General features: G+C 56.9%; 24 protein-coding genes. 13 read left to right on the top strand and 11 right to left on the bottom strand.

Features of this window, described 5'->3' with window-relative positions; genetic code table 11:
• The first annotated feature begins 185 nt into the window (after positions 1–185).
• Together QMZ18_RS02395 and QMZ18_RS02390 are read left to right on the top strand one after the other, a co-directional pair.
• Positions 186–557, top strand: a complete 372-nt coding sequence (locus tag QMZ18_RS02395) for a helix-turn-helix domain-containing protein (RefSeq protein ID WP_282604630.1) — start codon at positions 186–188, stop codon at positions 555–557.
• 60 nt (positions 558–617) lie between these two features.
• The gene (locus QMZ18_RS02390; protein WP_282604629.1) at positions 618–1,523 is read left to right on the top strand and encodes a hypothetical protein; all 906 of its coding nucleotides are present in this window, start codon (positions 618–620) and stop codon (positions 1,521–1,523) included.
• Here QMZ18_RS02390 and QMZ18_RS02385 read toward each other — a convergent pair.
• Entirely contained in the window at positions 1,465–2,193 is a 729-nt protein-coding gene (locus tag QMZ18_RS02385) for a hypothetical protein (protein ID WP_282604628.1), read from the bottom strand. The genes QMZ18_RS02390 and QMZ18_RS02385 overlap by 59 nt on opposite strands.
• A gap of 291 nt (positions 2,194–2,484) precedes the next feature.
• On the opposite strand from QMZ18_RS02385, the gene QMZ18_RS02380 reads away from it, so the two are divergent.
• A complete protein-coding gene (locus QMZ18_RS02380; protein WP_282604627.1) occupies positions 2,485–4,605 on the top strand; it encodes a transglycosylase domain-containing protein in 2,121 nt (706 codons plus the stop codon).
• Here the strand turns inward: QMZ18_RS02380 and QMZ18_RS02375 are convergent.
• Positions 4,583–5,842 (bottom strand): multidrug effflux MFS transporter, encoded by a 1,260-nt coding sequence (locus tag QMZ18_RS02375; RefSeq protein ID WP_282604626.1) that lies wholly within the window; start codon positions 5,840–5,842, stop codon positions 4,583–4,585. The genes QMZ18_RS02380 and QMZ18_RS02375 overlap by 23 nt on opposite strands.
• A gap of 149 nt (positions 5,843–5,991) precedes the next feature.
• Here QMZ18_RS02375 and QMZ18_RS02370 point away from each other — a divergent pair, with 149 nt between their 5' ends.
• Positions 5,992–6,411: a glyoxalase/bleomycin resistance/extradiol dioxygenase family protein gene (locus QMZ18_RS02370; RefSeq protein ID WP_282604625.1), complete on the top strand. Its 420-nt coding sequence runs from the start codon at positions 5,992–5,994 to the stop codon at positions 6,409–6,411.
• A 51-nt stretch (positions 6,412–6,462) separates the two neighbouring features.
• On the opposite strand, the gene QMZ18_RS02365 is transcribed toward QMZ18_RS02370, so the two are convergent.
• On the bottom strand, positions 6,463–7,167 hold the full coding sequence (locus tag QMZ18_RS02365; RefSeq protein ID WP_282605580.1) for a M48 family metallopeptidase: 705 nt from the start codon (positions 7,165–7,167) through the stop codon (positions 6,463–6,465).
• Between the two features lie 96 nt (positions 7,168–7,263).
• Positions 7,264–8,127: a bifunctional transcriptional activator/DNA repair enzyme AdaA gene (locus QMZ18_RS02360; RefSeq protein ID WP_282604624.1), complete on the bottom strand. Its 864-nt coding sequence runs from the start codon at positions 8,125–8,127 to the stop codon at positions 7,264–7,266.
• Positions 8,128–8,678: 551 nt separating this feature from the next.
• Between QMZ18_RS02360 and QMZ18_RS02355 the strand changes: the two genes are divergently transcribed.
• From QMZ18_RS02355 to QMZ18_RS02340, 4 genes are all read left to right on the top strand, one after another.
• The gene (locus QMZ18_RS02355; protein WP_282604623.1) at positions 8,679–9,986 is read left to right on the top strand and encodes an extracellular solute-binding protein; all 1,308 of its coding nucleotides are present in this window, start codon (positions 8,679–8,681) and stop codon (positions 9,984–9,986) included.
• A 76-nt stretch (positions 9,987–10,062) separates the two neighbouring features.
• Positions 10,063–10,941, top strand: coding sequence for an ABC transporter permease subunit (locus QMZ18_RS02350; RefSeq protein ID WP_282604622.1), 879 nt, complete (start codon positions 10,063–10,065; stop codon positions 10,939–10,941).
• 21 nt (positions 10,942–10,962) lie between these two features.
• Positions 10,963–11,817, top strand: coding sequence for an ABC transporter permease subunit (locus QMZ18_RS02345; protein ID WP_282604621.1), 855 nt, complete (start codon positions 10,963–10,965; stop codon positions 11,815–11,817).
• Between the two features lie 3 nt (positions 11,818–11,820).
• Entirely contained in the window at positions 11,821–12,891 is a 1,071-nt protein-coding gene (locus QMZ18_RS02340; protein WP_282604620.1) for an ABC transporter ATP-binding protein, read from the top strand.
• 42 nt (positions 12,892–12,933) lie between these two features.
• On the opposite strand, the gene QMZ18_RS02335 is transcribed toward QMZ18_RS02340, so the two are convergent.
• On the bottom strand, positions 12,934–13,566 hold the full coding sequence (locus tag QMZ18_RS02335; RefSeq protein WP_282604619.1) for an SCO family protein: 633 nt from the start codon (positions 13,564–13,566) through the stop codon (positions 12,934–12,936).
• A gap of 73 nt (positions 13,567–13,639) precedes the next feature.
• Positions 13,640–13,813, bottom strand: a complete 174-nt coding sequence (locus QMZ18_RS02330) for a hypothetical protein (protein WP_282604618.1) — start codon at positions 13,811–13,813, stop codon at positions 13,640–13,642.
• A gap of 100 nt (positions 13,814–13,913) precedes the next feature.
• Here QMZ18_RS02330 and QMZ18_RS02325 point away from each other — a divergent pair, with 100 nt between their 5' ends.
• Positions 13,914–14,936: a cobalamin biosynthesis protein gene (locus QMZ18_RS02325; RefSeq protein WP_282604617.1), complete on the top strand. Its 1,023-nt coding sequence runs from the start codon at positions 13,914–13,916 to the stop codon at positions 14,934–14,936.
• 149 nt (positions 14,937–15,085) lie between these two features.
• On the opposite strand, the gene QMZ18_RS02320 is transcribed toward QMZ18_RS02325, so the two are convergent.
• The 3 genes from QMZ18_RS02320 to QMZ18_RS02310 form a co-directional block, all read right to left on the bottom strand.
• Positions 15,086–15,829 (bottom strand): lipid-binding SYLF domain-containing protein, encoded by a 744-nt coding sequence (locus QMZ18_RS02320; RefSeq protein WP_282604616.1) that lies wholly within the window; start codon positions 15,827–15,829, stop codon positions 15,086–15,088.
• 287 nt (positions 15,830–16,116) lie between these two features.
• Entirely contained in the window at positions 16,117–16,272 is a 156-nt protein-coding gene (locus QMZ18_RS02315) for a hypothetical protein (protein WP_282604615.1), read from the bottom strand.
• An 85-nt stretch (positions 16,273–16,357) separates the two neighbouring features.
• Positions 16,358–17,263 (bottom strand): LysR family transcriptional regulator, encoded by a 906-nt coding sequence (locus QMZ18_RS02310; protein ID WP_282604614.1) that lies wholly within the window; start codon positions 17,261–17,263, stop codon positions 16,358–16,360.
• Between the two features lie 148 nt (positions 17,264–17,411).
• On the opposite strand from QMZ18_RS02310, the gene betC reads away from it, so the two are divergent.
• On the top strand, positions 17,412–18,947 hold the full coding sequence (gene betC, locus QMZ18_RS02305; protein ID WP_282604613.1) for a choline-sulfatase: 1,536 nt from the start codon (positions 17,412–17,414) through the stop codon (positions 18,945–18,947).
• Between the two features lie 45 nt (positions 18,948–18,992).
• On the opposite strand, the gene QMZ18_RS02300 is transcribed toward betC, so the two are convergent.
• Positions 18,993–19,646 (bottom strand): histidine phosphatase family protein, encoded by a 654-nt coding sequence (locus QMZ18_RS02300; protein ID WP_282604612.1) that lies wholly within the window; start codon positions 19,644–19,646, stop codon positions 18,993–18,995.
• Between the two features lie 10 nt (positions 19,647–19,656).
• Positions 19,657–20,454, bottom strand: coding sequence for an adenosylcobinamide-GDP ribazoletransferase (gene cobS, locus QMZ18_RS02295; protein ID WP_282604611.1), 798 nt, complete (start codon positions 20,452–20,454; stop codon positions 19,657–19,659).
• Between the two features lie 285 nt (positions 20,455–20,739).
• On the opposite strand from cobS, the gene cobT reads away from it, so the two are divergent.
• The 3 genes from cobT to QMZ18_RS02280 all read left to right on the top strand — a co-directional run bounded on the left by cobT (position 20,740) and on the right by QMZ18_RS02280 (position 23,936).
• Positions 20,740–21,765, top strand: a complete 1,026-nt coding sequence (gene cobT / locus QMZ18_RS02290; RefSeq protein WP_282604610.1) for a nicotinate-nucleotide--dimethylbenzimidazole phosphoribosyltransferase — start codon at positions 20,740–20,742, stop codon at positions 21,763–21,765.
• A gap of 103 nt (positions 21,766–21,868) precedes the next feature.
• A complete protein-coding gene (locus QMZ18_RS02285; protein WP_282604609.1) occupies positions 21,869–23,293 on the top strand; it encodes an ActS/PrrB/RegB family redox-sensitive histidine kinase in 1,425 nt (474 codons plus the stop codon).
• Between the two features lie 73 nt (positions 23,294–23,366).
• Positions 23,367–23,936 (top strand): ActR/PrrA/RegA family redox response regulator transcription factor, encoded by a 570-nt coding sequence (locus tag QMZ18_RS02280; RefSeq protein ID WP_282604608.1) that lies wholly within the window; start codon positions 23,367–23,369, stop codon positions 23,934–23,936.
• Positions 23,937–23,948: the final 12 nt, after the last annotated feature.

The raw sequence follows: 23,948 nt of genomic DNA, 5'->3' as shown, positions 1-23,948 counted from the left end.
GGAGCGGAAGACGGCGGGATAGAGAACCAACCTGTTAAAGTTAACGGATGCCCGAGGAATGGGCGTTCACAAACAGGTTGTTTTTGTCACGTGGTTCAACTTATCGTAGACCAATGAGGCACACGGTCGTTTATTGGTGTTGCCAAAATTGAAAATACGGAAAGCGAAGGGAACGGCGAAAGACGATGGCAAGTGAAAAGGATGCACATATTGGCAGACGACTCTTGCAGGCCCGCGTTTCGCAAGGCTTGAGTCAGGATGACCTCGGTTCCATGGTGGGGGTAAGCTTTCAACAGATACAGAAGTACGAGAAAGGACTGAACCGGATCGGCAGTGGCCGACTCTGGGATCTCAGCGTAGCGCTGAATGTCCCGATCGTGTATTTTTTCGAAGGCTTGGCAGATAAGGGTAAAACGGCGACTTCGGCTTCTGAGCTGGCGGATACCAGGGTAACGCACAGCATGGTGGAGGTGGCCCGGGCGTTCGGCGCCATCGAAGACACGAATGTTAAGTCCTCATTCTTGCGATTGCTAAAGGCAACCAGCGGAAAAGTGTGACGCGGTCTTCCTCTTAGTTGCTTCGCCATCACCCGTGGCGAGTGAGCATGGGATAGCGTTATGTTTGGAGACTGGTGGATAGATGATATGGGAAAGTGGCGGGCAGCCGAGCTGCCCGGCACAGGGGCAGAGTCTGCCGTTCCCATAGGATCTGCCATGCGCGAACAGCAGACAGCGTACAGACAGCTTGGCTTGGTCAAGGCCTCGTTGACGCCAACGACGATCACTTTCAGGTGGGATGTGTGGTACGCCGCGCCTGAGGCTATCGAATCGATGGTCGAGTTCCTGGAAATCGATAAGCAGCCCCGACGGATTGTTCTTGATTTCTTTTATGGCGGCTGGGTTACCGAAACCTTCTATGTACCCAGCGTAGCGGTCGCGCGTATTCGGCAGACAACGTCGTTTCGCGCGGTTGAGCTGATCGATACGATCTTTGTTCAAGAACAGCAATTCGACTCGATACAAGACAGTAGCGATGTCATCAAGCGCGGCTACGAGTACTTTGAGAAAACGGGCCACTTGTTCGATGTGGGCGACGAACAAGCGTTTAAAACCTTGTATTCCAAAGCATTAGTCTACGCAGAAGGCGAAAGTGAAGAGTTCTTCCTGCGGCTTCACGTTGGGCATAATGCCGCCATTGCACGCGTGACTCAAACCAGTCTTCCCTATTCGTCAATTGTCTCCTCGGGGGTTGTTTCGAGACCGAGTGGGCGATACGGAAAGATGGTATCAGCCGCGTACAACGGGGTTCTGCAGAAGCGAGAACCCCGTTTGCACCACGTACGAGCGCTGTTCCGGCGTGACGACAGTGAACCATTCTGGGTGCCGTATCAGAGATTGCTTTATCCAAGCGAACTCTCTGACGGCACCCCTGTTTTCATTTGTCTGTCTGACATAACCGAGAACGTTAATATCCCATTCCTACAGCCAAATCGGTCTGACGCTCATCATGCGTCAATTCTATAAGGTCCGATTGGCTAAGCCACATGATCCAGGAGTTTATTGGTCTGCTGAGCTTGCTGGTCTCCATGTAAGCGCCTCTTGGCTCTATGTTATGGTAGCCGTATTTCTGAGGAATACCCCGTTCGACCAGCCAGGCATGACCGAATCCCCATATGAAGTCTGGCGCCCATTTAGCAAGCGAAAGCGCCAGAATAAGACGGGGAAGTATTCCGGATAGCCCAGTTCCGCGATAACCGTTTGAACCTCCGCGCAACCAGATCTCACCGTGATAACACACCTTGCCGCTTATTGTTCTGGCGGTAGGAGATTGGCAAAAGTCCAGATCCTCCGTCGTTTCCAACACCTCTTGGGTTGCATATGGTTCTAGCAAGGAGTGTATTTGGTTGGCTAATGTTGTATCAGATAGATCGTCACATCTGACCGCTTGAACATGAACGACATCTCCCCCGCCGTTTCTCCCCTCAATCCAGAAGGCGTTGTGCGGCCCGACATCCGTGTAGTCGGGGTTAAACGGCGCAAAAGGAACCGGTTTGCCGGGTAGGCGTTTGCACAGATCCCGAAGTTCATCAAAATCGTTTTTGATTGCTAATCGTATTCCGCGCGATTTGGCAAAGGAATCGATATCCGTGATGTAGCGTGAAACTTGTAAATAATCGATAGCGTGCGATGTCATAACTAGCTCCATTTCAACTGTTAGTCGGTATTATTGTGTACGACGAATTCCATTGGGGTGGTGTAACATCACCCAAATAGGCAAACATTCCTCTAATACGTGGGTATGCAATTCTAGGCGGTTTGTTCAATGAATGACTCCTTTGGTCGTTAAATTGTACGAAGGCACAACTGTCGAATGATGCCAGTCATAAAACGGCCATAGTTTCCCGCTTCAACGGCGCGAGGCAAATTCGTGGCTCGAACTCGGGAGCGCTGGCGGTGACGGCGGCGATGCTTTAAAAGCGGCGGCATGACGCGAGGTAGCAAGAAAAGCGTGGCAAAACCCAAGGCTGGCGATAAATCGCGGCGTTCTGGTTCTCCCGGCACTAAGGCCGTTAAGGGAAGAAAGAAGGCTGCGCGCAATACCAAGGCGCGTAGCAAAGCACCGGCACGCCGCAGGACTTCCCGACACTGGGGGTTGCGCCTCGCATCCTGGAGTTTGGTGCTGGCAATCTGGGCGGGTGTCATCCTCACGGGCGTAATTGCTTGGTATGCCTACGACCTGCCCGATGTAAACTCCATCGAACAGATGACCCGCCGCCCGTCAATCCGTCTGGTTTCTGCTGACGGCGTGCAGCTTGCGTCCTACGGCGATTTCTACGGCGAACCCATCACGCTCAAAGATCTGCCGCCTCATTTGCCCCAGGCAATCCTCGCGATCGAAGATCGTCGTTTCTACAATCACTTTGGATTGGATGTCCTGGGCATCGCGCGCGCGATGGTGACGAACATCCGCAAGGGCCGTTTCGTGCAGGGAGGCTCTACCCTAACCCAACAGCTTGCCAAGAATCTGTTTCTTTCGCCGGACCGGACCCTGAAACGCAAGATTCAGGAGGCCCTGCTCGCGTTACGGCTCGAACAGCGGTTCACCAAGGATCAAATTTTTGCGCTCTATATGAACCGCGTCTTTCTGGGAACCGGAAGTTACGGCTTCGATGCGGCGGCGCGGCAGTACTTCGGCAAGCCTGCGAGTAAAGTCTCGTTGTATGAGGCCGCACTTCTTGCCGGCCTCCTGAAAGCGCCGTCACGCTACAACCCGGCGCGAAGCACTGAGAGGGCGGACACGCGGACAGCGCTTGTGCTGGGTGCGATGGTCGACGCCGGGTTCATTTCCGAGGCTGAGGCCAAGCAGTCATTGAAAGCCAAGGCCCGGGGCCGGCCGCGTGCCGGTCGGCAGGCCCGCTACTTCGCCGATTGGATCATGCGGCAGATTGAAGGTTATGTTGGAGCGGTGGACGACGATCTTACGATCATCACGACGCTCAACGCGCATACGCAGAAAGTGGCGGAGCGCGAGTTGACCGTTTTGCTGGACGAGGAAGGGAAGGCAAACTCCGTCGAACAGGGGGCCGTGATTGTCCTGGCCCCTGACGGCGCCGTACGGGCTATGGTTGGCGGACGCAATTACGTATCAAGCCAGTTCAATCGCTCCACGCAGGCCTTGCGGCAACCGGGTTCGGCTTTCAAGCCATTCGTTTTTCTGGCGGGCCTAGAGCACGGCCTTACGCCCGATAGCCGCATGATTGACGGGCCGCTTCGCATCAAAGGCTGGGCACCCAGAAACTACGGTGGACGTTACTACGGCGATGTCACACTGCGAGAGGCCATGGCACGCTCGATGAATTCGGTTGCCGTTCAGGTATCGGAAAAAAGCGGCCGCGAAAACGTTGCGGAAGTCGCCCGGCGTCTGGGTATTTCTTCAAAGATCGATACCTCTGCCAGCATTGCCCTTGGGACCTCCGAAGTGACACTGCTGGACCTGACCGGCGCTTACGCCGCTTTCGCTAACGGCGGCAGCGGCGTTTGGCCATTTGGCGTCGAAGAAATACGTGGCCGAGGCGGCAAACTGCTGTTTCGGCGCGATGGCGCCGGTACCGGACGGGTCATTGCCAAAGAGCGTCTGCTGATGATGAACGACATGCTGTCTTCGGTGGTCTCCTGGGGCACTGGAAAAGCGGCGCAAATCGATCGCAGAGCGGCGGGAAAGACGGGAACCAGTCAGGATTTCCGCGATGCCTGGTTTGTGGGCTATACCGGTGAGCTGGTCACCGGCGTCTGGTTCGGCAACGACAACGGCGCGCCCATGAACAAGGTCACGGGCGGTTCCCTGCCGGCTCAGCTGTGGAAGCGGGTCATGTCGAGCGCTCTCGAGGGCGTCGCTCCACAGGTTCTGCCGGGTACTGGCCCCACCTCGGCACCAGTCGGTGCTATTGCGGCTGTAGACTCAGCCGAGGAGTCGGCGAGTGATGCCGCACAGGATCAAGGTGGCGGGTTCATCGGTCGAATTTTGCGTAATCTTGGTGTTTCGGATTCCGAAAAGAAACGTGAGCGGCCAAAGTGGGAGCCGTTCAAGAACGACCGGGATCGCTAGCGGGTGCAAGGACCGTGTTGTCGCCAGCACGAGAGTCGAACTTGCGCCCCAGCAGGAAAACAAAACTCAATAGCCCCAAAATTGAGACCAACGCAATTGAACCCATCATTCCAAATGCGGTTCCGTCACCGCTGTGCCCCACGGCAATACCGACGACAGCCGCAACGGTCATTTGTGTGAAGCCCAGCAAAGCAGAGGCGGTGCCAGCCATTTGCGGGAAGGGTCCAATGGCTGAGGCCATCGCATTCGGCATTGCCAGTCCGGTACCGATGAGAAACACAAAGGTTGGGCCCACGATCGAATAAACGTCGAGAATTCCAAACATTGCGAGCAGGATTCCAGCCATGCCGCCGACGCACTGAAGGACTGTTCCAGTCAGGATCATTTGGCTGGTTCCCACGCGCTGAGTCAGTCGCCCGGAGGTGAATGAACCCAACATGTAGCCGATTACCACTGCAGTAAAACAAAGCCCGTAGCTGCTGGGTGAGAGCTGAATCGTTTCGATCAGGATGAAGGGCGATCCTGAAATGAACGAAAAAATTCCCGAATAAGAAAAGGTGCAAATCAGGACGCAGCCGACGTAGTGCCTTGTCCGCATCAAGAAGAAATAGTTAGAGATCAGTTTTCCCGGCCGAGTCGCCGTCGGGTCGCGACGGACGTTTGTTTCAGGCAAGAGTGCGTAGATGCCTGCGAACGCCAAAGCGCCAAACACACCCAGAGCGATGAAACTAGCACGCCACCCGAAGCCTATTTCCAGATAACCACCGATGATTGGGCCGACTGCCGGTGCGACGGATACGGCTGTTGCCATATATGACAATACCCGTGCAGACCGGTCCCTGCCAAAGACATCACGCACAACAGCGCGGCCGACCACCGGTCCTGCGCAGGCGCCGAGCGCTTGGGCAAAGCGCGCCGCGATCAGCCACTCGATGGAATCTGCAAAACAACACGCAACCGTTGCCATGAAGTAAATCAGCAGGGCGATCAACAACACAGGACGCCTGCCATAGCGATCGGACAGCGGGCCGTAAATCAACTGGCTGACCGCAAAACCGGCCAAGAAGACCGAGAGCGTCAACTGGACCCCGGCTGTGTCCGAGCCCAGGGCAACCCCTATCGAAGGGAGAGAAGGCAGATAGAGATCCGTTGAGATCGGCCCCAGGGCCACGACCATCGTGAGGAAGGCAATGACGGAGAGCTGTTCCGCACGGTGACGCTGCGAAGCGATGGACATGGACCTCGAATCTCGGAAGGAGTGGACCTTTACGGACTGAACCTACCTGCGGTTATAGTCGTTAACGCTCTTGAGCGAAAGTCTTGCGAGAAAGAAACTTCTTTTTGCAACGTTTGCGGGCGATCACAAATTGATGAGCGAGAGATTTCATGCCTGAAGATTGGATGCCTGCCGACGCTTTCGGCCGATCTCTTACCGGGATGGGGGTTAATCTTCTGGTGCCGCGGATTGAGCCGGTTTTGAGCTTTACTACCAAGGTTCTCGAACTGGAGACCGTCTACAGCGATGCCGATTTTGCAGTTCTGAGCCATGGGGACCATAGCTGGATGCTGCATGCCGATCATACCTATCACGCACACCCCCTGCTCGCTCTGACCAGCGACGGGGCATTGCGTGGTGTTGGGCTTGAACTGCGTATATATGGTATCGATCCGGACCAGGCAGAGCAGCGCGCCCGAGAGCTGGGCTACGCTGTGATTGCGGAATCTGCAGACAAGCCGCATGGGTTACGTGAATGCTACCTTGCTGACCCGGCGGGCTATGTTTGGGTGCCTGGTCTCGCGAAGTAAGGCGGCAAACCGAAAATTTGGGCCGTTTCACAGGTAAATTTGAAAACGTTTTCAACCGTATCGTAATAATGACGCCCCATGACGGCTGAGCCAGGTCTTGGCTTGACCGACATCAGTCGTCATTTGCCGGGTCAATTGCCAGAAAGCGGGTCCGTGGTTCATTTCGCGCAAATGGGCGACTTCGTGGGCGACGACATAATCCAGCACTAGTTCCGGCGCGAAGATCAGACGCCAGGAGAAATTCAGGTTGCCGCTGGAACTGCAACTGCCCCATCGGCTGGAGGTGTCGCGCAGCGATATCCGCGCGATCTTCAGGCCTTGGGACCTGGCTTTCGACCGCGCTCTTGCGGAAATTTCCCTGCGCGCTTCGGCCTTCAGGAAGTCGGTGACCCGCCGGGGCAGATGCTCGGCGAATCCGGAAACCCAGATAACATCATCCTGACGCCAGACGCCACGGCGGGCAGCCGGATCGTGACGGATGGTCTGAGTCTCACCGAGAACCGGAACCGTGGCGCCATCGCAAAAAACAGTCCTGTCTGGCTGCTCTGAGAGCCGCGCCAGAATCCAACTGCGGTTTCGCTCAGCAAACGCAAGCCCTTCCTTGAGGGCGGCGCGCTTCGGAAGCACCAGTTTGACACCCGTGCCGTCAGGCGAGAGGCGCAGAGTGATGCGGCGCGCCCGGGTGTGCCTGCGGACCTCAAGCGGGATCTGACGGTCACCAAACCGCAATATCTGGGGGTCGAGTACATTTTGCATCACCTATTTTGTATATCGCCTGATATGATTCAGGGCAAGTGACGCTTGACTGAAAGGTTTTGGCTGCTTCAAAGACCAATGCCTAATCTAGGCAAGTTAGAGGGCGGGAACCACTTCCGCCATCGCGGCTTCCTGCGCCAACAGGGCTGTTTTCCGGTCGCTGCCCCAACGGTAGCCACCCAAGGTGCCGTCTTCGCGGATCACACGGTGGCAGGGCACCAGCAGGGCGACGGGGTTGCGTGCACAGGCGTTGGCAACCGCGCGTTGGCTCTGGCTCAATCCCATGGCTTCGGCAACCTCCAAATAACTACGGGTTTCGCCGAGAGGAATCGCCAGAAGCTCCTGCCACACACGGCGCTGAAAGGCAGTTGCAAGGACATCGAGCGGAAGATCGATCTGCGGCAGTTCACCGGCAAGATATTCCGCGACGCTTTCCACCGCTGGGCCGATCGTGCTGTCGTCGCGAAAAACCTCAGCCGCGCGTGGAAACTCCTTTCGAAGCTGTTTTTCCAGATCGCCCACGTCGTCGCCCAGGCATACGAAGCAGACACCCTTTTGTGTTGCCGCAACAAGCAGCAGCCCTTGAATTGATTCGACGATGCTGAAGGCAATCCTGGCGCCCTCGCCGCCCTTGGCATAGGAGGCGGGAGTCATGCCGAGTTGACGCTGTGCCGACTCGTAGACCCGGCTCGAAGATCCGTAACCCGCGCCGTAGGTCGCACCTGCCACGGATTCACCGTTTTTCAATTCGTCGCGAAATCTCTTGCTGCGGCGGGCGGCGGCATAGTCACGCGGGCTCACTCCCATGATCTTCTTGAAAAGGCGCTGAAAATGCCAGGGGCTGAGTCGAACCTGCCGGGCAAGTTCGTCCAGCGTGATCCGCTCGTCTTCCCGCGCTTCGATGTATGCGCAAGCCTCACGAACCAGATCGACCTGTGCAGGGCTGGGAGACGATGACATCCAGTATCCTTACATCACTTTCGATGGAACCAACGCCTGGTTTCTACCTCTTTTCGATTTGCGGCCGCTATCCGAAGCTTGCGCAGCCGCTACGCCGATCTCGGGGGCGTGACCGCTACAGCTTCGTTTAGGGATGTCCAAAAACCGAACCAGTTACACTTCCAGCATATGCCAAAAAGAGCCCGGAGTCCGCCCGTTTGACTTTAAGTCTTTGCCGTTTTGACTGATCTGTTGCCGGCACTCGCGATGCCTTTCGCGCGATCGTAACCGCCTTGTCACCTTCAGAAACCGTCGAGAGTAATTTTGTCCCTATAGGATTCAAAATTCTCATGAATCGCAGGGCAAGTGATGCGGGCAAAGCGGTCGATCCGGAGCTAATTCGCCCGAATTGCAAAAAAAGTGTAATATTTTCGTAACGAAAGGTTTAACATTCGGAAATGAAAACGTTAACAACCTTGTAACAAAATAATCACGGCCCGCCGTTAGGGTCGCGCGATCCGAAACACCGTCACAAGGCGGCAGTCCCGGCGCAATCTCTAGGGAGACGTTAAATGAAACTGAAACAACATATTATCGCGCTAGCAGCAGCGGCCGTGGTCGGCGGGTCTGCGAGTGCCAGCTTTGCGGCGACTGAGATCCAGTGGTGGCACGCAATGGGTGGCCGCTTGGGCGAAGTTGTCGGCGAGATCGCCGATAAGTACAACGCCAGCCAGTCCGAATACAAACTCGTCGCCACTTACAAGGGCGGCTACGAAGACACCATGACCGCGGGCATTGCCGCGTTCCGCGCCAAGAACGCGCCGCACATCATTCAGGTGTTCGATGCTGGTGCCGCGACCATCATCAACGCCAAGGGTGCGGTCTACCCGGTCGCCGACCTGCTCAAAGAGCATGGTGTAGGCTTCAACAGCAACGACTACATCTCCGGTGTCCGCTACTTCTATGCGGATTCCGACGACAAGATGATCGGCCTGCCTTTCAACAGCTCCACACCGCTGCTCTACTACAACAAGGCAGCTCTGGATAAAGCCGGCGTCGAAGCGCCCAAGACCTGGGAAGACTTCGAAGCGATCGCACCAAAGCTCAAGGAAGCTGGTTACGAAGCCCTTGCGCAGAGCCACAGCCCCTGGATCTTCTCGGAGAACTTCCACAGTCGGCACAACATTCAGCTGGCCTCCGCGAACAACGGCTATGACAGCACCGATGCCAAGATCATGTACAACAACGAGCACATGATCATGCACTGGACCAAGGTCAAAGAGTGGCTGGACAAGGGCTGGTATGGCTACTACGGCAAGGCCTGGGGCGACAACCAGGACGCCTTCGTACAGGGCAAAGTCGCCATGTGGCTCGGTTCCTCCGGCTCCTTCGGCGGTCTGAAGAAGAGCGCGAAATTCGAGTTCGGTACCACCTACCTCCCATACTGGAAAAGCATTATTGATGAGCCCAAGGGCACCTTCATCGGCGGCGCCGCACTCTTCTCCTTCGTTGGTCATTCCGATGAAGAGTACAAGGGAGTTGCGAACTTCTTCGAGTTTCTGACCAGCCCTGAGTCCCAGTTCTCCTGGCACAAAGAGACCGGTTACGTTCCGATCACGACTGCCGCCTACGATCTGGCGAAGACCGAGGGTTACTACAAAGATACGCCGGACGCCGAGGTCGGCATCCTGCAACTCAGCCAGCCCGGCGGCGAATGGACCAAGGGTTATCGTCTTGGCTACTACGTTCAGATCCGCGAAGCGATGTACAAGGCTTACGAAAACATCCTGACCGGCAACAGCTCCGTCCCGGACGCTTTCGCTGATATGGAGAAGGAAAGCAACGCTCTCCTCGAGCGTTTCCACGACACCTACAATTGATTTAGGCTGTTGCGCAGGCGGCGGGCATAGCCCGCTGCCTGTTTGCCTGTCCGCTTGATCCCACAAGGTTGTTGCCATGAAACGGGTGCAGTTCGAACGCAGCGCGGTGCCGTACTTTTTCGTTGCGCCTCAGATTTTGATCATTGTCGTTTTCTTCCTCTGGCCAGCGGCGCAGGCGATTTATCAGTCGTTCCTGCTTGAAGACGCCTTCGGCATCTCTTCGCAATTCGTCTGGTTCCGGAATTACGAAGACACGATTCTCAATTTCGCCTGGTTGCAGTCTGCCGGCTTCACCATAATTTTCTCCGTACTTGTCACCTTCTTTTCACTCGCGATCGCATTACTGCTGGCGGTCCGTGCGAACGAAGTTCTCCATGGCTCCAGCAGTTACAAGACCATGCTGATGTGGGCTTATGCTGTCGCACCGCCGGTGGCCGGCCTGATGGGAAACCTGATGTTCAATCCTTTTGTCGGCGATCTCTACGCCGCCCTGAACATCCTGGGCTGGGACTTCAATCAGAAACTGGACGCCTTCGACGCCAGCTTCGTGGTTATCCTGATTTCCGTTTGGAAGCAGGTCAGCGTTAATTTCATCTTCTTCCTCTCCGGGCTTCAAAGCATTCCCAAAGGCGTGATGGAAGCGGCGACTCTGGATTGCCGTTCGCCCGAGAAACGCTTCTGGACCATCACCTTCCCGCTGCTCGCGCCGACCACTTTCTTCCTGATGGTAATCAACATCACCTACGCCTTCTTTGAGACCTTCGGTATCATCGACACCACGACCCGAGGCGCGCCCGGAGGCGCAACCAACACCTTGGTCTACAAGGTCTACACCGATGGTTTCCTTGGCGCAGACCTCGGCGGCAGTTCGGCGCAGTCAGTCATTCTCATGATCATGGTTCTGGTTTTGACCGTGTTCCAATTTCGCTTCATCGAGCGAAAAGTTCACTATTAGGCGCGGGGGGAGATTCACATCATGAGCAATTCGTTTTGGCGCACTCTTTCGACCCACGCGATCCTGATATGCGGAATGATTTTCATGTCGGCGCCGGTCTATATCGCCTTCATGTCCTCAACCCATGCGCCCGAAACGCTCTTCAACGAAGGACTGCAATACTGGTTCGGCGGACATTTCTTCGAAACCTATAACGAGGTTCTGTTTGTCGAAGGCGGCGTGATGAAAAAAGTCACTGCCTCGCGCATGCTGGTCAATTCCATGATCCTCGGTTTGGGCTTCGCGATAGGCAAAGTGGTCATTTCCATGTCGGCGGCCTACGCCATCGTCTACTTCCGCTTTCGCCTCGCTGTGCCGCTTTTCTGGGTCATCTTCATGACCCTTCTGCTGCCGCTGGAAGTGCGCATCGTGCCGTCCTACGAAGTCGTCGCCGGCCTTGGGCTGCTCAACACACATACGGGTTTGATCGTGCCGCTGATTGCCTCGGCGACCGGCACTTTCTTTTTCCGCCAGTTCTTTAAGTCCGTGCCGGAGGAACTGCTGGAAGCGGCACGGCTGGACAACGCCGGTCCACTGCGTTTTCTGATCGACATTCTGGTGCCGCTGTCCAAGACCATGATCGCGGCGATCCTGATCATCATGTTTGTCGTGGGTTGGAACCAGTATCTCTGGCCGTTGATCATGACCACGGAAGAAACCAGCTACACAATCGTAATCGGCATCAAACAGATCTATCAGGTTCTGTCCGAAGGGGGCGAACTGCCCCAATTCCAGAAGGCCTTCGCTCTGACGATCCTGGCGACTCTGCCGCCGGTGCTCGTGGTGTTGGTGTTTCAGAACTGGTTCGTCAAAGGCCTGGTGGAAAGCGAGAAATAGACTATGTCAACCTTAACTCTCTCGGGTGTAAACAAGCGCTACGATAACGGGGCGCACGCGGTACGCGGCGTGGATATGGACATCACCGACGGTGAGCTGATCGTTTTCGTTGGTCCCAGCGGCTGCGGCAAATCCACACTGCTGCGCATGGTTGCCGGTTTGGAGTCCATCACCGAAGGCGAGATGACGATCGACGGCAAGCGTATCAACGAAACGTCGCCGGCGGATCGCGACGTGGCGATGGTGTTCCAGAACTATGCGCTCTACCCGCACATGACGGTGTTCCGCAACATGGCTTATGGGCTTATCAACCGTGGCATGGCGAAGTCCGATATCGAAGCCAAGGTTCGCGAGACGGCAAAGATGTTGAGGATTGAGGATTTTCTGGAGCGTAAGCCTGCCCAACTTTCGGGCGGCCAAAGGCAGCGTGTCGCCATGGGCCGGGCTATTGTGCGCAGTCCTAAGCTCTTTTTGTTCGATGAACCGCTGAGTAACCTCGATGCCAAGCTGCGCGTTCAGATGCGCATTGAGATCAAGCGACTTCAACGGGAATTGGGCGTGACGTCAATCTACGTCACCCATGACCAGACCGAAGCCATGACGCTCGCCGATCGTCTTGCGGTAATCAACGAAGGTTTGATTGAGCAGATGGGGTCTCCGATGGAGCTCTATAGCGATCCAAAAACTTTGTTTGTCGCATCCTTCATCGGTTCGCCGCACATAAACCTGTTGCCTGCCCGCTTTGAAAACGGCCAATTGCAGGTGGGCGACACGGCGATGGCGGGTTTCGATGCCCTGCCGCAGGACGTGCCGCTTATGCTCGGCATCCGGCCTGAGCACATCGCACCGCATGCCGACGGTGCCTTTGAAATTTCAGTGGATCTGGTCGAACAGTTGGGTGCTGACAGTTTGATCTATGGTGCCGTTGCCGGCTTTAACGGCAACGAGCCTCATGAGCTTTGCGTCCGTGCCGGCGAAGCGTCGCAGCACTTGCCGGGTGAGCGCATCAAGCTGAACTTTGAGGCCGGCCGCGCAATGGTGTTCCGTCAGGACAGCGGTGAGCGACTGATTTAACGAGGTGATCGCAGCTCATATCTGCGCGACCACAGCTTGATTTTATTCAGGTTGCACGAGTTCTGCCAATGCTGTGGCAATGGTGTTAGCGTCGTCGTTGTGCGTAAAGTGCTTCACGTATTTTCCGTCCGGACCCATCAGATAGAATATCGACGAATGATCCATCAGATAGTCCGAGGATGAATCGTCCGCAGCTTTGGCGTAGTAGACTCGATAGGCTTTCGCGGCTTTCGCGATCTGATCGTTGCTGCCGGTCATAGCGATCATGTCTGGCCGGAAGTGTTCCGCGTATTGCTTCATGTTTTCGACCTTGTCACGTTCCGGATCGATCGTGATGAAGACCGGCGTAATTCTTTCAGCCTTCGCCTTATCGGATTCTTCCAATTGGTCGATCGCCTGGGTCATAATGCCAAGCGAGGTCGGGCAGACATCGGGGCAGTAAGTATAGCCGAAGTAGATCAGCATATAGCCGCCGAGAAAATCTGCGTCGTTGCGTGGCTGACCGAACTGGTCGACCAGTTCAAAGGGCCCCCCGATGAGCGCTTCGCCACTGGATTTGGACTCGCTGACTTGGGCAGCCGGGCGTAGCAAGGTCCAGGCGGTTGCAGCGCCAAGCATCAGAATTAGGCCGACCCCGAATATCATGATCGCGCGGGCGATTGAACTTTGCGGCATTTACGGGCCCTTTCCTGTTGTGACCTTGCCGAAAAAGCCCTGCCGAGGCGGCGGCCTATTTCGGTGACGGGATTCACACGATCTTTAACTGATAACCGTTCGCCCGAAGGTGATGTTCGACGATCCGGGTTTCCGACTCAAGCAACCAGACTGCGATGAACAGTCCCTGGCGGACTATGTGCGTTCTAATGGCGCAATCTTCAACTGCAAATGTGTCCCGATGCCGCAGGTCTTCAAGGTCTGACATTCATGCGCCGATCCTGCCATACCGGTTTTGAGCCAATTCATCTTGCTGTGTGAGGCCGCATCCATTTGACGGCTTCGGAGACAAGCCGCAGGATCGGATCATGACCTGGTCTTCCAATCCCGGTGCCTACGGTGCCACAGATCCCCTGTTTCTGCTGCTTGCTGCTCTGGCTCTGGAGGCCTACTTGGGTGGCCCCTGGATAGCCAAGCGGCGGTATCTGCAGCCGAATCTGCCCCTGACCAATCTGATTACAAAGCTGGAGCGCCGCCTGAACCGTTCCGATCGCGGAGGGCTGGATCTCCTATTGCGCGGAGCCTTTGTTGCCGTCGTGTTGTCGCTCGCCGCTTTTTTCTGTGGGCTGGTGCTGGAGTGGCTTCTTGTGAACTATCCCTTCGCATGGGTTTTCGAGGTTTTCCTCCTGGCCTTGATCGTTGGGCAGCGCACGCCCTGTTTACAGGCGTCGGAGGTGTCAACTGCGTTGGTGGGCGGCAGCGTCATAGCCGCGCAAGAGGCCTTGAGGCCCCTGGTTGTCGGCCGAATAACGCCGGATGTGCTCGGTCAGTTGGATCATCGCGGTATTGCCGCCGCCGCGATAGACGGACTGGCGCGCGCCTTTGCCGTCCGGGTCGTTGCCCCGGTCTTTTGGTTTGTCTTATTGGGTTTACCGGGTGTGTTTCTGCAGCAGGCCATACGGACCGCCGCCGCTTTTCTGTCCGCGCGTCAACTGCAGAACCGGCCTGCAGGCCGCGACCCGCTTCAAGGGCACGAGGCCGCAGGTCGAGCCGATTTTGCAGCAACCGCTTTGAGGCTTGATACGGCGCTTTCCATTCTACCCATGCTTCTTGCCGACATTGTTCTCATACTCGCGGCGGTTTTCATTCCCGGATGTTCTCCGCGGGAGGCAATCCGGCGGGCCTGGGAAAGCCGTGGCAGTCTGGCGGCAACCATGGGCGGCGTCCTTGGATTGGAGTCGCAGGCTGCTCAGGGCGGACTTGGTTCTGCCGGCGTGCCGCTCGATCAGCGTCACATCGAGCGGTCTGTTGCCGTTTTTGCCGTCGGCTGTCTGATCAATGCGGGCTTTGTGGCCGCCCTGGCCTGGACGCGTGCAATCGCTATTGATTGAGATCGCCGGGAACGATGCCTCAAAAGCAAACAGCAGATAATCTGAACCGATCATCTGCTGTTTGCTCTTCTTTAATGAGCTGAAGCATGCTGCATCAGATTTAACGCAGGTTGCTTTTTCTCCCTCGCCCGATACGCGATACAGGGTCCTTACTGCGTAGCAGGCGCTGTTGGAAGGCTGGCGCGCAGCTTGTCAGCGCCGGGATTGGCAAAGCGCCGCTCAACCACGATGGCCTTCGGCGTCGCGCCTTTGCCGTAGTAGGCTTCGTTCCATTCTGTCCGGTCGAAAATCTTTGCGCCTTCCAGGGCGCCGCCACCAAACAGACCGACCGCTTTCGAAAAGGCATAGACATCCTTGTCCAAATTGGTGGTTGTCGAAGCCTCCAGGCCCGCGCCAATCGGTCCGACCGCAACGCTTGCGTCTGCACCGAGCTTGAATTCGTTGCCGAGCATCGCGTTTACCGCACCGTCATTCATGAGGGTGAAGACCACCTCGGAAACTTGCCCGCCTATCTGCAAGCCGACGCTGCCCGCCGCGAGCGTATAAAAGGCAGGTGAACTCCAGGTGCCATCGCTGCCGCGTACCATCAGCACGCCTGACCCACCTTCACCGCCGACGATGAAGCCGCCTTTCACCAACTCTGGGATGATCAGGATGCCGCGGGATTGCTCGATGTACGGCTTCAGTTTGAAAAAATCCGGGTCGGACAGCAGGCGTTCGATGGTAAAACGCGATTCTGCCACAAGTTCCTCGGCTGCGGTGGCCGCTTGCGCCTCCTTGCCATTCGTCAGTCCGAAGCCAACAGCACAAAGAACCAAGGCAGCAAGGATCTGCCTGGCAGTGCCGCGGAACAGGGATCGTGCCCTCAATTTGGAACCAGCAATAACATTCATCGATTGATCTCCATTCCTTGTGGCCGCTGACCTTTATGATCGTGGGGTTCTTATGATCATCTGGCCTTTGGTGTCGCTAGGCTTTTTATGACTTCAAACAGTGCGAATCCGAAAACATCCTCATCAAAACTCTATCATGGAGCGGGAGTCGGCCGGAACGCCGTTTTGCGCTGATCGAAACCTTATTGAGGATGAGGGGCGTCTGTGGGCGAAATCCTTAGAGTCTGATCGTTTTTCTTAACCTCAAGAAAAACGAAATTCAGCTTTACAATCATAGTGCTATAAAGTCATCCACGTTCTTGATCGCCAAATTCAAGAATGATCACACTCATTTGCTCAAACAGGCTGCCGGAGCCCTCGTTGCCGTCACGCTTGTCTCGCGCCGGCTCACCTTGGGCACAGGAAAGGCTTTCTACATCTGGGAGGCCCGATTCGAGATTCAAGGCGCTCTCCTGTGTCCTATCTGTGCGCGCGCCCCGGTTCCCCGTATCATAGGTTGTAGTCGTGAGTGTTCCGCGCGGCTTCGATTTAGCGTTGCGTTGGACTCACTGCGCATTGACCGCCGATCCATTCAAACACGTCGCGTACGTGAAGGGGCGCATCCCTGGCGCACTCCATGACATAAGCGCGTTCACTTGTAACGATTTCGTCGCGCGCCATGCACAACAGGCCCGTGTCGAGAAAGCTGTCAACCAGTCCAAGCCAGCCAAGCGCAATCCCCTGCCCTTCGACCGCGCCCTGCAGAATCAGCGTATAGTTGCTCAGGCTCGTCTGGGTATAATCCTGTGAAATGTCATTGATCCCAAGCGCGGAGAACCAACTGCGCCAGCTGTGCCAGGCTGCGTTCGGAGGCGACGACAGGTTTAGGAGAGGCGCCTTCAGCAATTCGTGTGGATTGTCAAAGGGACCGTATCGCGCGGCTAAATCCGGACTGCAGACGGCAACCACGCGCTCGTTGAAAAGGATCTTGCTGTTAGAAGACGGTTGGTGGCGCTCCAAGAGTGAAATTGACAGGTCGATCGCAACGCCTTCCTGCTGGTCCGGTTGTTGCGAAGTGAGGACCTGAAGGTCCAGACCGTCGAGATCATGACGGAGTTGTGGTAATCGCGACATGAGCCAGTGGGAAGCGAAGGCAAAATCGGTCGAGATGCGGACTCTTTTTCGATCCTGGCCTTCAAGAACCCGGCGAAAATTCAGGTCGAGTTGATCAAGTGCGCCGCGCGACGCTTCGTGCAGCTGTTGCCCCGCATCTGTCAGGGTTACGCCGCGGTATTTTCGAACAAACAGGCGCGCACCAACCAGCTTTTCGAGACGTCTGATTTTTTGACTCAAAGCCGGTTGTGTCAGCTTCAACTGTTGCGCCGCGCGCGTGAAGCTCTCTTGGTTCGCAGCCACGTGAAAGGCGTGCAGATCGGCTATGTGTGGATGAAGCATGATATAAAGAAAACCATGTTTATATATTCCAAATTACCATATTTACAGTGCAGTAAGGGAGATGCAATTTTTAAAGTATCAATATTTTTATGCGTTGCAGGCAACTCCTCTAGTGGTGTTGCAGCGAACAGCCAGAAAGGAAAGTGCCATGGGCTCTCGACCGAACATTCTGATCATCATGGTGGATCAGCTCAGTGGCAGTTTTTTCCCGAAGGGTCCCGCCGAATTTCTTAACGTTCCCAATCTCCGAAAACTCTCCGCCGGTGCGGTGAATTTTTCGCGGACCTATTGCCCTAGTCCGCTCTGCTCACCGTCCAGAGCCTCATTCATGACCGGACTGCTGCCCTCGCGCACCGGCGTCTATGACAATGCCGCAGAACTTCCTTCGACCCTGCCGACGTTTGCGCACTATCTGCGCAATGCAGGTTATAAAACCGCTCTCTCTGGGAAGATGCACTTCGTTGGACCCGATCAATTGCATGGTTTCGAGGAGCGCTTGACCACTGACATTTACCCGTCCGATTTCGGCTGGACACCTGACTGGAGTAAGCCCGACCAGCGGATCGACTGGTGGTATCACAACATGGGATCGGTGACCGGCGCCGGTGTGGCCGAGACATCCAATCAGCTGGAATTCGACGATGAGGTCGCCTATCACGCCAAGCTGCGCCTGCAGCAGTTTGCGCGCACCGATCGCAGTCAGCCCCTTTGCCTGACTGTCAGCTTCACCCATCCACATGATCCCTATGTCGCGCGACAGAAATATTGGGATCTCTATCCGGAAGACACGTTGCCACTTCCCGCCGTATCTCCCATTCCTTACGAAGAACAGGATCCGCACAGCCGGCGTATCTTTGATGCCAACGACTATCGTAATTTTAAGATCTCGAACCAGAACGTCATCGACTCCCGCCGCGCGTACTTTGCGAACATCAGTTATCTGGATGAAAAGATCGGCGAGCTGTTGGACACCCTGAAGACCTGCGATCTGGAAGACGACACGGTCGTTCTTTTCTGCGCCGACCATGGGGACATGCTTGGCGAACGCGGCCTGTGGTTCAAAATGAGTTTCTTCGAAGGCGCAAACCGGGTTCCGATGTTTCTCTATGCACCGGGCCGTTTTACCGCGCGCAATGTGACCGAGCCGACTTCGACTCTTGATGTGCTGGCGACGCTTGTGGATCTTGCCGGATTAGACCTCGATGATTCAATTGCCGGCGATGGGCGCAGTCTGCTTGGGTTGGCTCGAGGCGAGCGTGGAAGCGAGAATGGCGAGGACCGGCCTGTCTATTCGGAATATGCTGCGGAATCCTCTATCGATCCAATGATGATGATCCGTCAGGGACGTTGGAAGTTCAACTTCTGTGAAGTGGATCCGCCTCAGCTCTTCGACCTGGAAGCTGATCCGCTCGAATTGACCGATCTGGCCTCGGATCCCGCTCACGCGGCGTCGCTTGCCTATTTTACCGACCAAATACGCGCGCACTGGGATGTCGCGGCGTTTCGGGAGGAGGTACGCCGCAGCCAGGCACGCCGTCTTGTGGTTTATGATTCGCTGCGCAACGGAACCTACCATCCCTGGGATTTTCAGCCTGTGCAAAAGGCGTCAGAACGCTATATGCGAAATCATATGGATCTGAATGTGCTCGAGGCGAACGCGCGCTTTCCAAGACCTGAAGGCTGATTCAGAGCTTGGCCGATTTAGCTGATCGGTGCAGAGTGTCGACCACTAAAGCAGCGTCTTGGGTACCAGATTGATGTGGCCGATGCGCCAGACCACATCCGGCTTCGGGGCATGTGTGCCGGCGGTTCCGGTGATGTGGTCGAGCCGCGTAAGTGCACAGTTGTCGATGGAAAAGCTCAAGGCGCGCTCGGGTTCGAGCCCGAGTGCCAGGGCAATAGCCGCGCGGATGGTGCCGCCATGGGTCACGGCGACGATGTCCCGTCCGGCATGTTCTTCCGATAGCCGGTGAATAACCCGGCTGGTGCGTTCGTAAAGATTGACGAAGCTTTCGCCACCTGGCGGGGCTTCGGCGGCCGGTGCCAGCCAGAAGCGATGCCAGTCGCCTTCCTTTTGGGCAGCCAGTTCCACGTTGGTCATGCCCTGCCAATCACCGAAGTGCTGTTCGGCGAAGTCGTGTTCGACCAGAGGGGCCGGCACTTGGTGGTCGTTGATGTTTTCGACGATTGCGGCTGCCGTCTGATGGGTGCGCTTCAAATTGCTGGTGACCCAGAGGGCATCTTTCGGCATCAGTCCGCCAAGACGTGCGAAGGTTTCCGCATCGGTGCAGTCGCAGTTGAGATCGTCCTGGCCGTAGATCTTTCCATTGTTTTCGGTGACGGGTGCGTGACGGACCCACCACCAACGTGTCGTCGTACTCATCGAGTCGTTCTCATAGAATTACAGCGATGGCCGCGAGCGCGGCGATCTCTCCCATCTGTTCGGATGCACCTAGGACGTCGCCCGTATACCCACCGATCTGCCGTTGCGCAAGCCAAGCCATTATGACAACCGCGATGCCAGCAGCGATAAAGGCAGCGAACCCGGCTGCCGGACCAAGGCAAATTGCGGCAATCAGCAGGCTGAATGCAAGCGCACGCCCGGCGTTGCGTCCGCTGGGCCGGTCGGCGCGTGCTGCCTGACCGTCGCACCGGGCCAGAGGCAGGGCGGCCATGACCATCGGAAGCAGGCCCCGGCTGATTGCATGTGCCGCCACCAGGGCACCTGCAATGAGCCAGAGACTGTCCGGCCGGCGCGCAATCTCGGCAATCAGGCTTATGCGGAGAATTAGTGATAGCCCGATAGCGATGACTCCGTAACTGCCGATACGGCTGTCGCGCATAATTTCAAGTTTGCGGGCTTTTTCGAGGCCACCGCCAAAGCCGTCTGCGACGTCCGCCAAGCCGTCCTCGTGCAGGGCGCCGGTCAGCAAAATCGTTGCGGCCACCGCTGTTGCGGCAGCGACCGCTTGCGGCAGTCCTGCGGCCTGGGTTGCGATAAGAACAGCGGCGCCGGTTAAGCCTACGGCCACACCTACGAACGGCAACAGTGCCGATGCCTGAGCGAGGCTTCGCTTTTGCGTGGGCTCGTCCAGACGAGCGGGAATCCGGGTCATGAAGACCAGACAGAGCTTCAGGTCATTCCACACCACTTGGGCAAAAGAGATTTTCGCGTCATTTTGTTCGTGCATTCGGTTCGGACCGTCAATCTCTTCATTCCATACTGCGAAGGCAGAGACTGCTTCCGCGTATCTGTTCCGGCGCGCGTAACCGCGAAAACCGCCGGTGTCGTTATAAGACGGTTGCTTCAAGTGGCATAGAGGCTATAAGCCGGTGTTAGAGCCTGATCGTTTAACTCTGAACCAAAGTCAAACGTGAATCAGTCTCTATTTCATGTGGTTAGAGCGCGAACTACGTTCTTGGTCGGTCAAAACGATACCGATCGTGCTCTAGGATTTATTCATGAGGAACACCCCATGAGCGATAAAGCGGTTGTGGCGACGTTCGACGAAATCCGTGGAATGATGAAGGAGCTGCCCGGGCCGGATACTATGGCTGCTGCAGAGGCCGCCGCCCGACAGGCGCAGCTGACCAAGCCAGCCGGCTCGCTAGGACGGCTTGAGGAGCTTGCTGAATGGCTGGCGACCTGGCAGGGCCGGCATCCGGCGGCCGTCGAACGACCCTATACGGCGGTCTTTGCCGCCAATCACGGAATTGCCGCGCGCGGTGTCTCGGCCTATCCGGCAGAGGTGACCAAGCAGATGGTTGCAAACTTCATTCATGGCGGCGCAGCGGTCAACCAGCTTTGTGCGCTGGGGGATGTTGATCTGCGGGTCTACGAGATGGCGCTTGACGAGCCCACCGCGGATTTCAGCGAAACGCCGGCGATGACCGAAGAAGATTGCGTCCGGGCGATGGCCTACGGGATGATGGCGGTGGAGGACGGCATCGATGTTCTGGCGCTTGGCGAGATGGGCATCGGCAACACCACGGCTGCCGCGGCACTCTGTACGGTCTTGTTTGGAGGTTCTGCAGTCGATTGGACAGGCCGCGGCACCGGGATCGACGACCCGACCCTGTCACGCAAGATTGAGCTGATCGATCAGGCGAGTGAGCGGCACCGGTCGATCATGACCGATCCTCTCGAGGCTCTGCGGTGCGTCGGTGGACTGGAACTGGCGGCCATTGCAGGTGCCGTCCTTGCGGCACGCATGGCCCGGACACCGGTTCTTCTCGATGGTTTTGCCTGCACTGCGGCGGCGGCCGTCCTCTACGCGATCGATCCACGTGCGCTGGATCACTGCAAAGTCGCGCACCGCTCCGTCGAGCCGGGTCATCAGCGCCTTCTCGACACCATCAGTCAGCGATCCCTGGTCGATTTTGACATGCGCCTGGGCGAGGGTTCGGGTGCAGCTTTGGCCATTCTGGTCCTCAAGGCCGCCTGCGCCTGCCACAGCGGTATGGCCACCTTTGAGGAGGCCGGTGTCAGCGGCCCGGCCTGACGGTATTGTTCTCCATAACCCGGCGAGGCGAGGGCAGAGGAACGCTTGTCGTGCATGGCGTTGAGGGCTTGTCTTCGCTGGGTTCAGGACGTCATATATCGCCATGAGAAGGTTACTCGTCTCTCTCTTCCCCTCCGCCGAGAGCGGGCTCAGTGGAAAGGTCAGGCTTCGGACCCTGGTGGTGATCCGCTGGATCGCTCTGGTCGGGCAGTTGGGCGCCCTGGCGATCATCTACTTCGGTTTCGACTTCGAACTGCCGGTTGTCGCGGCTCTGCTGGTCGTTGCGATGTCGGGTGTCCTGAACATCGTGCTGTCGGCGACCCGCCGGGCCGACCCCTGGCTGAGCGACCGTGACGCTGCGCTGACCCTGTCTTTCGATTTGCTGCAGCTCGCGGTTCTGCTGGGCCTGACCGGTGGTCTCAGCAACCCCTTCGCCATTCTCATTCTGGCCCCGGTCACGGTATCCGCGTCGAATCTGTCGCGGCGCAGCACGGTGATCCTCTCTATTTTGGCTGTCATGGCGGTTTCCGCCCTGGCTTTCTGGCACTATCCGCTGCCCTGGATGGCTGCCGGTTTTGCCCTACCGCCGCTCTATGTCGGCGGCGCCTGGGCGGCATTGGTGGTCGCCGCCCTGTTTATAGCGGCCTATGTTTCCAGTATCGCGGCCGAAGCGCGTGACATGTATGACGCTTTGACGGCGACACAAATGGCCTTGGCGCGCGAACAGCGCCTTTCGGCCCTTGGCGGCCTGGCCGCGGCCGCAGCCCATGAACTGGGCAGCCCCCTGGCAACTATTGCGGTGGTGGCACGTGAGCTCAATCGGGACCTGCCCGCCGAAAGCCCAGGCCGCGACGATGTCGAGCTTCTGTTGAGCGAAAGCAACCGCTGCGGCGAGATCCTGGCCAACCTGACGGCCTGGTCCGAAGAGGAGAGAGACGATTTTTTCAACCGCCTGCCCCTGGAAGTGTTGGTTGAGGCTGCGGCCGCGCCCTATGAACGAGATGGCGTGCAGTTTGACATAACGATGAACTGCCTGTTCGACGAAGAGGACGACCAACCGATCGTCTTTCGCAGTCCCGAGGCGCTGCATGGCTTGGGATTGCTCATTCAGAATGCCATGCAGTTCGCCGATGCCAGAGTTGACGCCCGTCTCGCGTGGGATCGGGAATCCGTGTCCGTCACCATCATCGATGACGGTCCGGGATTTGATCCCGCGATACTCGGTCGTCTGGGAGAACCTTATATCTATGCCAAGGAATCCCGGGCGAAGGAACATCGCAGCGGCAAGGCGTGGCTAAAGCCCAGTGCCGGAGCGAAAAGATCGTCGGTGAGAGACAACAGTCATCGTAATTCCGGTGATGGCGGAAACATGGGCCTCGGTGTCTTTATCGCCAAAACACTGCTCGGGCGAACGGGCGCGTCAGTGACCTTCGATAACGGACAGTGGGGCGGTGCCGAGGTACAGATAACCTGGTCTCGTGACTCCTTGGAGCCCGATCGGTTTATTTTGAGTCAAAGCGAAACGTGAACCAGCCTCTATTACTTATGTTAGAGCGAGAGTTCCCGGTGAAAGGATCGAAATGATCGAAAACGAAAATCGGATGAGAGATGAACAAAGTACCGACGAGTCAGAAGGCGAGGCGCAGAACCGTCCTTTGCTGATCGTCGATGACGATGAAAGGTTTTGTGAGCGTCTTGGACGCGCCATGGAACGCCGCGGTTTCGATGTCACTCTTGCGACGTCGGTCGAACAGGGAGCAGCCCGGGCGCGGGCCTTGTGCCCCGCGTATGCCGTAGTAGATCTGCGGCTCCAGGACGGCAGCGGTCTCGAGGTGGTCCAGGCTCTTCGCGAGGTACGGGAAGATGCCCGCATTATCGTACTCACCGGCTACGGCAACATTGCGACCGCCGTTGCCGCCGTCAAGGTCGGCGCAACTGACTACCTTCCCAAGCCCGCTGATGCGGATCAGGTGGAGGCGGCGTTGCTGGAAAGTGGAGAGGCCCTTCCGCCGCCGCCGGATCTGCCCATGAGTGCCGATAGAGTCCGTTGGGAGCATATCCAACGGGTCTACGAGCAATGCGATCGCAATGTGTCGGAAACTGCGCGGCGTTTGAGGATGCATCGCCGGACCCTGCAACGGATCCTGGCCAAGTATGCGCCGCGGAACTGAGCATCTGGCTCT

The sequence above is a fragment of the Pelagibius sp. Alg239-R121 genome, from assembly GCF_947331435.1.
In the GTDB taxonomy this organism is placed as follows: Bacteria; Pseudomonadota; Alphaproteobacteria; order Kiloniellales; family Kiloniellaceae; genus Denitrobaculum.
This window is presented reverse-complemented; position numbering and strand designations above follow the sequence as displayed.

Coding starts and splice junctions, on each gene's coding strand:
- QMZ18_RS02340 (WP_282604620.1), top strand. CDS start 11,821: ATGTCAACCTTAACTCTCTCGGGTGTAAACAAGCGCTACGATAACGGG.
- QMZ18_RS02345 (WP_282604621.1), top strand. CDS start 10,963: ATGAGCAATTCGTTTTGGCGCACTCTTTCGACCCACGCGATCCTGATA.
- QMZ18_RS02375 (WP_282604626.1), bottom strand. CDS start 5,842: ATGTCCATCGCTTCGCAGCGTCACCGTGCGGAACAGCTCTCCGTCATT.
- cobT (WP_282604610.1), top strand. CDS start 20,740: ATGAGCGATAAAGCGGTTGTGGCGACGTTCGACGAAATCCGTGGAATG.
- QMZ18_RS02350 (WP_282604622.1), top strand. CDS start 10,063: ATGAAACGGGTGCAGTTCGAACGCAGCGCGGTGCCGTACTTTTTCGTT.
- QMZ18_RS02360 (WP_282604624.1), bottom strand. CDS start 8,127: ATGTCATCGTCTCCCAGCCCTGCACAGGTCGATCTGGTTCGTGAGGCT.
- QMZ18_RS02280 (WP_282604608.1), top strand. CDS start 23,367: ATGAGAGATGAACAAAGTACCGACGAGTCAGAAGGCGAGGCGCAGAAC.
- QMZ18_RS02300 (WP_282604612.1), bottom strand. CDS start 19,646: ATGAGTACGACGACACGTTGGTGGTGGGTCCGTCACGCACCCGTCACC.
- QMZ18_RS02370 (WP_282604625.1), top strand. CDS start 5,992: ATGCCTGAAGATTGGATGCCTGCCGACGCTTTCGGCCGATCTCTTACC.
- betC (WP_282604613.1), top strand. CDS start 17,412: ATGGGCTCTCGACCGAACATTCTGATCATCATGGTGGATCAGCTCAGT.
- QMZ18_RS02385 (WP_282604628.1), bottom strand. CDS start 2,193: ATGACATCGCACGCTATCGATTATTTACAAGTTTCACGCTACATCACG.
- QMZ18_RS02310 (WP_282604614.1), bottom strand. CDS start 17,263: ATGCTTCATCCACACATAGCCGATCTGCACGCCTTTCACGTGGCTGCG.
- QMZ18_RS02365 (WP_282605580.1), bottom strand. CDS start 7,167: ATGCAAAATGTACTCGACCCCCAGATATTGCGGTTTGGTGACCGTCAG.
- QMZ18_RS02335 (WP_282604619.1), bottom strand. CDS start 13,566: ATGCCGCAAAGTTCAATCGCCCGCGCGATCATGATATTCGGGGTCGGC.
- QMZ18_RS02325 (WP_282604617.1), top strand. CDS start 13,914: ATGACCTGGTCTTCCAATCCCGGTGCCTACGGTGCCACAGATCCCCTG.
- QMZ18_RS02390 (WP_282604629.1), top strand. CDS start 618: ATGTTTGGAGACTGGTGGATAGATGATATGGGAAAGTGGCGGGCAGCC.
- QMZ18_RS02355 (WP_282604623.1), top strand. CDS start 8,679: ATGAAACTGAAACAACATATTATCGCGCTAGCAGCAGCGGCCGTGGTC.
- QMZ18_RS02320 (WP_282604616.1), bottom strand. CDS start 15,829: ATGAATGTTATTGCTGGTTCCAAATTGAGGGCACGATCCCTGTTCCGC.
- QMZ18_RS02395 (WP_282604630.1), top strand. CDS start 186: ATGGCAAGTGAAAAGGATGCACATATTGGCAGACGACTCTTGCAGGCC.
- QMZ18_RS02285 (WP_282604609.1), top strand. CDS start 21,869: ATGAGAAGGTTACTCGTCTCTCTCTTCCCCTCCGCCGAGAGCGGGCTC.
- QMZ18_RS02380 (WP_282604627.1), top strand. CDS start 2,485: ATGACGCGAGGTAGCAAGAAAAGCGTGGCAAAACCCAAGGCTGGCGAT.
- QMZ18_RS02330 (WP_282604618.1), bottom strand. CDS start 13,813: ATGTCAGACCTTGAAGACCTGCGGCATCGGGACACATTTGCAGTTGAA.
- cobS (WP_282604611.1), bottom strand. CDS start 20,454: ATGCACGAACAAAATGACGCGAAAATCTCTTTTGCCCAAGTGGTGTGG.